Below are 9,202 nucleotides of genomic sequence, written 5' to 3' on the forward strand. Positions count from 1 at the left end.
GTGGGCTCGGAGATGTGTATAAGAGACAGATTTAATATCGTGCTGATAAAAAGTATCAAAAGCTTTTCTTTCTTTAAAGCATGTCTTTTTTAATTCTTCAGTGGATTTATGAAGTAGATCCTTTAACTTTTTTTCTCGGGAAGGTAAAACACTATTAAAATGATTCTCATCAATCTTTAATTTTTCTTTTTCTGCATTTATTAATATATCAATTTCATCATTCTTTTCATTTAATGAAAAAATACCTGGCTGGAAGTTTTTATTGATAAAATTCCTTTCAACAAACTGATCGTCAAATACCAATATTTGATGAGTTTGATCATTGAAACCTTCAGTAGTACAATTTTTATATCTTGTTTCAGATAAATCTTTTTGGAGATTCAGATTGTAAAGAAACTTTGTTATCGTGGACTTACCAGAACCGTTATTACCAAAAAAGAAATTTACCTTTTTTAAATCAGGGATTTCCTCTCCTTCAGGAGAATATGAAGCAATATCTTTGATTTCAATTTTTTTAATCATGCCTTCTTCTCTTCTATCTAAAAATTGTTAGCCAGCATTTTCTGAGCTTCTGGCACTCTCAATTCCCCAGAAATCAGCTTTGGAAGTAAAGTGTTTCTCGTTTGGGAAAGAATTAATAACTCTCTGGAATTTAATTCAATTTTTTCATCATGACTTGAAGCTATATCATGAAAAGCAGATATTATAGATTCAATATTTCCGAAAGCATCAAGACTCTTTAGCTGTTTTTGATTAATACTCCCAAACACAGTACCTCCAGACTCATAGCTATCTAAAATAGCTTTTTTATGCTTCATAAAGTAATAAGTATACGATTTTGAGGATAATTTATGTCGAATTGCACATAAACCTCTTCCAATTGAACAATCATGCAAGGCAATATTTACATCACCTACAGGGGCACGAACACTCATTAAAGTATCGCCTTCACTAGCAAATCGTTTTGGTTCAGAGCAATAAATTCGATCAGTAGGATATCTGAAACCAAAATCTGCTTTCCCTTGAAAAAATCTTATTCCTTCACTATTTTCATTGTAAGTAGACCCTGGGGGAGATTGGCCCATAGTAACATTAAATTCGTTACCAATATTACTGATTTCCCACCCCTCAGGCACCCAACCTAACTCCTCAGTAAAAACAAATCGATCAGGAAATAAATCAGCGATTTCTTGTGGTAAGGCTTTTCTTTTACTGCCTAAAGCTTTGCGCTTTTCTGCATTTTCTTGTAGGGGTTTGGGTATTTCGTGACCTGCGGCTAAGGCTTTATCGAGCACAGGATCAAAATCTACAAACCAACTTTTGAAGAGTGTTTGCGCCATTGCTTCCAGCGTCTCATTCATTTTACGGTTGAGCTCAATTTTATCATCTAAAGTACCTAGGATGTGAGCTATGGATTTTTGCTCTTGGAGAGATGGGAATTTCACTATTAACTTGGATAGAATCTCATTATTCAAACTAGCACGAGTAGTCATAGTAGCCATAGAAGTTACTAATCTTCTGAAAAATTGACTCCTGAAGTAGTAACCTATAAATTCCGGTAGAATTTGGTAATTACCTTTAGGGCGAAGTCTTTTTGTAAAACCATTAAAAGTAGCCTGATCATAATCTTTTAATGCTACAGAACTCATTCCTAATTCGTCAAAAGTTTCGCTTGTACGAGTTAGAAATACATCTCCACGTTTAACAGAGCACGAAACTTGCTCTTTCTTATTTGTATTTACGAGACCCTCTAGTTTCTCTGGTAAAAAATAATTGTAGAAAACATCCTTAAAGGAAACAAAACCATATCCCGAACCGAACTGATCTCGTGATTTAGATAGTCCTGACTTGAATTCATAAGCTTCATCTAAGGTTATTTCAATCCACTCACTCCCCATAGCCCAACATCTTTAAATTCTTCTTAATAGCCTCATCTAGCTTTTCACCTTCATCCATTTGTGCGAAAAGCTGATGTGAAAGGGCACTCATCTTTTCTTCAAAAGGCACACCATCATCTTCTACGGCAGCCATTCCTACATAGCGGCCTGGTGTGAGTACGTAATCGTTCTTTTTTATTTCTGCTGTGGTGGCTGATTTGCAGTAGCCGGGTTTGTCTTCGTAGCTGAGAGATTCCTTCGATTCCTCGGAATGACGGTCGTTGGAGGCATCGGAATGACGGTCTTTAAGGGCTTCTGTAGTAGAGCGCCAATTGTGGTAGGTTTGAGCAATTTCCTGTATATCATCCTCGGTCAGTTCCTTGTGGACTCGGTCTATCATAATACCCATTTCGCGAGCATCAATAAAAAGCGTTTCTCCGCTGCGGTCTCTAAAGCCTTTGGCAGCATCAGCCTTTTTATTCTTGGTCATAAACCATAAGCAAACAGGAATCTGTGTGGTGTAGAACAGCTGTCCGGGCAAGGCAATCATGCAATCCACCAAGTCATTTTCAATCATGCTCTTTCGCAATTCTCCTTCCCCTGAGGTATTGGAGCTCATACTTCCATTGGCCAATACGAAGCCAGCTGTTCCATTTTCAGATAGCTTGGAAAGCATATGCATAATCCATGCATAATTGGCATTGCCCACAGGTGGCACCTCATAGCCTTTCCATCGGGCATCATCGGTTAGTTCGTTTTTATCACGCCACTGGCTTTGATTAAAGGGTGGGTTGGCCATGATGTAATCGGCCTTTAAATCAGGGTGCTGGTCATTGAAGAAGGTGTCAGCCGGCACCTCTCCAAAATTAGCAGAGATGCCTCGAATAGCCAGGTTCATTTTGGCCAGTTTGTAGGTCGTAGCAGTATATTCCTGTCCGTACACGGAGATGTCTTTGGTATCGCCATTATGGCTTTCTACAAACTTAATCGATTGCACAAACATACCTCCTGAACCACAGCAAGGATCGTATATTTTGCCTTTGTACGGCTCCAGCATTTCTGCAATCAGGTTTACGATGCTTTTAGGTGTATAAAACTCTCCACCGCCTTTTCCTTCTGCAGATGCAAATTTCCCAAGGAAATACTCGTAAATCCGCCCTATCACATCTTCCTTCTCATCCAAGAGGGTGTCGATATTATTTACCGTATCAAGTAAGGCAGAAAGCTTAGCTGCATCCATACCTAATCGTGAGAAATAATTGTCGGGCAAAGCGCCTTTTAAAGAAGGGTTGTTGCGTTCTACATTATGCAAGGCAGAATCTATTTTCAAAGCGATATCATCTTGCTTGGCATTCTCCATGATGTGCGACCAGCGAGCTTCCTCAGAAAGAAAGAAGACATTCTTCATATTGTAGAACTCCTTCATTTCGAGGTATTTTTCTTTACCATCTGCTATGAGCTCTTGCTTTCTTTTCTCGAATTTATCAGAAGCAAATTTGAGGAAGATCAGGCCCAAAACTACATGCTTGTATTCAGAAGATTCGACCTTTCCTCTTAATTTATTGGCAGAATCCCAAAGTGATTCTTCTATTGATTTTTGATTTTTTGGTGCAGCTTTTTTAGCCATGGATTAGATTATTGTCTATTCAGCAAAGATGCCGAAAATTTTGATTGTAGTTGGTTAAAAAATAAGTCGGTCAATGGTATTTGTGCCATTAACTGTATGACACATTAATATTACTGTTTTAGGATATGAAATCAAAATTTAGAGATTTTATTAGCAATTTGAGGGCTTTTTTTAAAGTGAAGATCTTCTTTATATTATAAACTCCATTTTAGCGCCTTAATTACAAAACATAGTTGATTAAAACTTATCTATAATTCAATATATAATTGTAGAGATAATTATTAGAATTATATTTTGATTTTTAAATTGAAACAATTTGCTTTGAAAAAATAAGTCAACTAAAACCCTTAAAGTTACTGCGTATGAGATAGTCCTTCCCTTATCGGTATGATAGAATGCAAAGCATCAGGCATACACTTGCTTTTTAATCAAAATTTAATTTTACAATCAATAATTTATTATGAACCAATTATCTAAAGCGTTATTAGCGCTCACAATAATTATTTCATTTACTTCGTGTAATAATGAAATAGAAAACTTAAAAATAGAACCAGATCAGTCCTCCATGTTAGTTTTTGAGACCACTGAAGACTTCAACCAGGCCGTTACAGAATCTGTAGAGATTCCGGTTGCTGAATTAGAGGACTGGGTTAAAGCTAAGGGTATTAATTCTTTTGGAGTGGAAGCATTAAAACGCTACAATAGCATTAATTTTGAGGAACTTTCCAGTGAAGAAGAACTAATGTCAATTATTGAAGAGAATAAGGATTATTTAGTTTTAGAGGAAATTGAGAATGAATTTTACTTGGAGACAAAATATCATAACCAAGCCAATCGATTTGTAATTAATCAGGATAGATTAGTTCAGATTGGAGATAAAGTTCATAAAATTTTTAAAAATGGCGAACTTAAAGGATCCTTGGAAGAAATAGAATCTTTAAAATCTGTATCTGAAGAACAGTTTGATCAACTTATTAAAGAAGAAAATGAAACGTTTAACGGCTTGGAAATTGTGCCTATAGAAAGAAAGGTGACAACATCTGTCAAGCGAGGTGGATATTGGGGCACTTTACAGGAAAGAAGAAGTACTGACGGAAGGGACAGAACGTTATCCAGAGCAGAGATTAAATCTAGAAGAAATGATGGAAATGTATATTATACCTATCATTTTTTGGTAAGACCTTATAAGAAGGTTATGTGGGTTTGGTATCATTGTACACGTACAATTACAGGAGAGGCTAGTTATATGGCATACGCACCTGGTCAGTTCAATGTTGGCAGTGTTCTACATCAAAGAGCATACAATAGAAGAACTGAATATGATCAAAAATGGGAAAGAAATGACCCTAAAACTGTTTATGATGCATCAGATAAGAGTTCATATTTTTATGCTGTTGCTGTTTACGGTGACACACCATCTACACCGCCAGCCACATTTGATTTGAGATAAAATTAAAAAAAGTTGGGGTAACCCAACTTTTTTTTCAAGCAGCCCAAATTTTAATATGAAAAAGCTATTTTTAATATCAATATTAATTTGTTTGTCTATTTTTGGGTATTCTCAAAATGGAGCTAATGATAAATTTAGTCTTGATTTTCAATTATCTCACATGAGATCTATCTATGCATATGAATCTAGTAATGGCTATCAAACTGAGAATTTTTCTTTCAATTTCTCTGGAATGATGGAATTGAATTATCAGGTTGCTAAAACATTCTCCATAGGTGGGCATCTTAGGTATGCAAGGACTGAAGAGGTGATGATGATTGAATTAGATAAGAGTGATTCCATTCAGAGTGAGTCTTACGGTATAACTTCAAGCCCACTTCTTATTCTTGCTCCGAATATTGAATATAATTTTCCTACACTGATCACGAGGAATTTTTTGGGTATTGACAATATTGATCCATTCTTTGCAGTTGAAATTGGATATGCACTTATGCTTAATGATAAAGATGATTTTGATGCAATACGTTCTAACGGTTGGATATATACAGCTGGTGCCGGAATTAAATTAAATATGAACAATAATTTCTATTTTAAATTTGAAGCAAATTATAATGAAAGACTTTTAGGTCGAATTGGACTTGGTTGGAGAATTTAATTATAAAATAATATGCGCTATTATCTTTCCATATTCTGGTTAATAATTTTTTCATCCTGCACTACACTTGTGGAAAGCGATTTTGAGGATTATAGTGATTATCATGTTGTCAATTGCATTCTAAGTACCGATTCACAAATAGTTATAAATGTATCGAAATCTTTTGGACTTCAATCAAAACAACCAGATTATGAAGGTCAAGCTGAAATTGATATGTACATAAATGATAATTTTCATTCTAGTTTAACCTACCAAAATGAGGGAGATTACATTGCAGAAGTGACCGCAAAAGAAGGTGTAGAATATAGATTTGTTGTTCAAATCCCTAATCGTGAAAGCTTTAGCATACAAAAGAAAATACCAGTAGCTTCTGAAATTTTATCGATTGATCATAAGGAAAATTTTGCTATAGATGAAGAAGGGGTTTCTACTCCAGCCCTTTTGATATCATTACAAAATGATATTTCCGAAATCCGCTATCATCATTTGAAAGTGTCTCAAATCCAAATATATTCTTTTCAAAATGATACTATAGTTACTCCTATTCAAATTAAGGAACTCGTAGACCCCTTATTGATACGTGAGGGAATTCCCATCTTAAATTTTAGTAATGAGGGAGTGATGAATTCTAAAATTGATTTAACAGTAAATTATTCTACTGGAAATGACTTATTAATTAATGAACAGAGGAAAATTCAGTTATATCCGCTGTTAATAGAACTTAGAACCACAGATCATGATTATTACGAATTAGTGAAATCTGAGTATTTATACGAACAATCCAATTTACCCCAACTGGATGGCAATAATAGACCTGTATATGAACCATACTATAAAAGCTATGCTGAAGGAGTAATTGGACTTTCTGTAGCCTATTCCAAAGTAATTGCTGACACTCTTTTTCTTGAAAATCAATATCAATGGTAAAAATCCTATTAAGCTGTCTTTTATTAGGAGTATGCTCACTTAGTGTAGCTCAAAAAGAAATATTGCTTTCGGGTACTATTAAAGATAGTTCCACTTATGAAGTTCTAATTGGAGCACACATCTCTTTAACTTCGCCAACTGGCAAACAGAAAAATACTATTTCCAATATTCAAGGTCATTTTCGCTTAACTGCCACTAATGGCGATTCCCTCAAAATTACATTTATAGGATATGAGCCTAAAAAATTAGTTGTCAATAAAATTTTGGAAGAGAAAAACTCCTATCTACTTGAACAACAGACAGAATATTTAGATGTCGTGTCAGTTCAAGGAAATAACCAAAATGCTCAGCATAATTTTCAGCGACTTAGAGGAAGGGATATTCAGCTTAATCCTGTAATTGGCTCTGTTCCTGATGTAATTAAATCCATAGAACAATTACCTGGTTTTACAGCACAGAATGAAGCTTCATCTCATCTTATTGTACGTGGAAGTTTGTCAGGTCAAAACCAATACCGAATTGATGGGATTCCATTAACTTATGTTCATCATTTGGGTGGTTTTTTCTCTGTCTTTAATCCTGAAATGATTAATACTATAGATATTTATAAAAGTGGATTCCCTTCACGATATGGAGGTAAAGTCTCGTCCCTGATTAATATTACACAAAAAGAGGGGAACACCAAAGACCATAAAAGCAAACTTACATTGTCACCCTTGATTTCTTCTTTTACCCTCAATGGCCCTTTAGGTCAAGGTGATTGGACCTATTTTCTTTCATTGCGAAAAACCTTAATTGACCCATTAATGGCAGGAGTTTCCTCCTTGTCTAGAGCGAATGATTTTACAGTTTCTTACGGTTTCCATGATGTAAATTCAAAAGTTACTTACCATGTAAACGACCAGTCAACTTTGTCTTTTATTGTTTATCATGGTGATGATTATCTGAACCATTGGAGTGGTGGTGAAGATTCGCCTTCAAAGATAAAATCCAGAATGCAAACTGTTTGGGGAAACTGGATGATAGGTTCTAAGTGGCAACATTATTTATCTAAACGCTTTTATACTGATATTTGTCTTTCCTATACTCATTATCGGCTAAAATATAAAAACCAATATTATGATTATAACCAAGCAGATAGTGCATTAATTAACAACCGTTATTCTTCTTCTCTCTCTGAGATAAGAGCTCAAAATCATTATGAATATTCCTTGGATGATAATATCTCAATTTTTATTGGTGGCGAACTTTATCAGCGTTCCTTCTCACCCAATCAAATTAATAATGCTGAAGGAGAGTTTATTAGTACTTCTCATTTTGAACCTTATGCTGAGTTTAATACTGAATTTTTGAAGCATTCTTTTATAACAGCTGGTGTTCGGTATTACTATTATCAAAATAATGATTATAAAAGGACAGATTGGTCTCCACGTTTTACCGTTGGGTTTGGATTATCTGATAAGCAGCATTTGAAAATAAATTTGGAACGTTTATATCAATATGATCATATGTTGTTTACAACGGGTTTTATAGCGAATAACGAAATTTGGTTTCCGGCTGACCAAGAATTTTCGCCCACTCAAATGGCTCAATTTTCTTTGAGCTATGTTCAGAAAGATTTATTAGGCTTTTTAAATCTTGACATTACAGCTTACTCGAGAAATTCGACTAATGTTCTTACTTATAAGGATGGGTATAATAATTTATTTGGTGATCCCAACTGGAGAAATAAAGTAGCTTCTAATGGTACTGCATCATCTACGGGAATAGAATTATTACTTGATAAAAAGACTAACAGTTATTCAGCTCAATTAGCTTATACATTATCCCAAACTGTTTACAAATTCCCTGAAGTAAATGATGGCTTTCAATATCCTTTCGAATTTGACCGGCCCCATATGATGAATTTGTCTTTTTCAAAACCACTGTCTGACAAATTAGATTTATCAATTGCTTGGACTTATCAAACTGGATTGCCGTTCACCCCTGCAATTGGAAAACGTCTAAGTCCATCTGTTAATGGCGAATTTAAAGAAGTATTGATGTATGGTGAGCGTAATTCTGCGCGATTGCGCGATTACCATAGGCTAGATGCAGGCCTTACTTATCGTAAGTTATCGAAAAAAGGACGCCCTGTAGAATGGAGATTTTCTATTTACAATGTTTATAACCGACTCAATTCTTACACTAATTTTTACCATTACACAGATTCAGATCAATATCTATTTGATTTGGATTTTAATGGAAAAAGTATAAACCTATACCAAAAAACATTCTTCCCGATTATTCCCAGTTTTAGCTATACCATTTATTTTGATCAACATAAATAATAAGCGTAATTATAAAACAAATGCGTATTAAAAAAAAAACTGGTTATCAGAGTGTCTAGTCCTAAATAAGCGTTACAGTTTTACAAGGATACTAATTTTAGATAGCACTGTTATTTTTTCAACTTGTTTTTTTAAGGTATTTATCTACAATGGCTGTCTCAAAAGCTAATAACATGCTTTTTTGTTCTTGGTAGTTGTGACCCCGGCAGGAATCGAACCTGCATCTAAAGTTTAGGAAACTCCAATTCTATCCGTTGAACTACGGGGTCATATCCAGGTCGCTTCTAGGGTATCGATTTAGCTACCTTAGCTTTTGTTAAATTAATCCTAGGTATA

7 protein-coding genes and 1 tRNA gene are annotated in these 9,202 nt (G+C 34.8%); 4 read left to right on the plus strand and 4 right to left on the minus strand.

Annotation, left to right across the window (positions count from 1 at the left end; all coding sequences use genetic code 11):
• The 3 genes from Q0L29_RS13985 to Q0L29_RS13995 all read right to left on the minus strand — a co-directional run.
• Positions 1-522: AAA family ATPase (locus Q0L29_RS13985; RefSeq protein ID WP_296622635.1), on the minus strand; the 522-nt coding region annotated here is incomplete at its 3' end.
• Between the two features lie 17 nt (positions 523-539).
• Entirely contained in the window at positions 540-1,898 is a 1,359-nt protein-coding gene (locus Q0L29_RS13990; RefSeq protein ID WP_296622637.1) for a restriction endonuclease subunit S, read from the minus strand.
• Positions 1,888-3,504: a class I SAM-dependent DNA methyltransferase gene (locus Q0L29_RS13995; RefSeq protein ID WP_296622639.1), complete on the minus strand. Its 1,617-nt coding sequence runs from the start codon at positions 3,502-3,504 to the stop codon at positions 1,888-1,890. Before Q0L29_RS13995 ends, Q0L29_RS13990 begins: the two co-directional genes overlap by 11 nt.
• A gap of 460 nt (positions 3,505-3,964) precedes the next feature.
• On the opposite strand from Q0L29_RS13995, the gene Q0L29_RS14000 reads away from it, so the two are divergent.
• Genes Q0L29_RS14000 through Q0L29_RS14015 form a run of 4 tightly spaced genes read left to right on the plus strand, consistent with a single transcriptional unit; the run spans position 3,965 to position 8,866 of the window.
• Entirely contained in the window at positions 3,965-4,954 is a 990-nt protein-coding gene (locus Q0L29_RS14000; RefSeq protein WP_296622640.1) for a hypothetical protein, read from the plus strand.
• Positions 4,955-5,009: 55 nt separating this feature from the next.
• The gene (locus Q0L29_RS14005) at positions 5,010-5,609 is read left to right on the plus strand and encodes an outer membrane beta-barrel protein (RefSeq protein ID WP_296622642.1); all 600 of its coding nucleotides are present in this window, start codon (positions 5,010-5,012) and stop codon (positions 5,607-5,609) included.
• A 12-nt stretch (positions 5,610-5,621) separates the two neighbouring features.
• Entirely contained in the window at positions 5,622-6,536 is a 915-nt protein-coding gene (locus Q0L29_RS14010; protein ID WP_296622644.1) for a DUF4249 family protein, read from the plus strand.
• Positions 6,530-8,866: a carboxypeptidase-like regulatory domain-containing protein gene (locus tag Q0L29_RS14015; RefSeq protein ID WP_296622646.1), complete on the plus strand. Its 2,337-nt coding sequence runs from the start codon at positions 6,530-6,532 to the stop codon at positions 8,864-8,866. The genes Q0L29_RS14010 and Q0L29_RS14015 overlap by 7 nt, the downstream gene beginning before the upstream one ends.
• Before the next feature lie 197 nt (positions 8,867-9,063).
• Here the strand turns inward: Q0L29_RS14015 and Q0L29_RS14020 are convergent.
• Positions 9,064-9,135: transfer RNA gene (locus tag Q0L29_RS14020), tRNA-Arg, on the minus strand.
• Positions 9,136-9,202 lie beyond the last annotated feature (67 nt).

Origin of the sequence: Marivirga sp., assembly GCF_024636815.1 — a bacterium.
Lineage (GTDB): Bacteria > Bacteroidota > Bacteroidia > Cytophagales > Cyclobacteriaceae > Marivirga.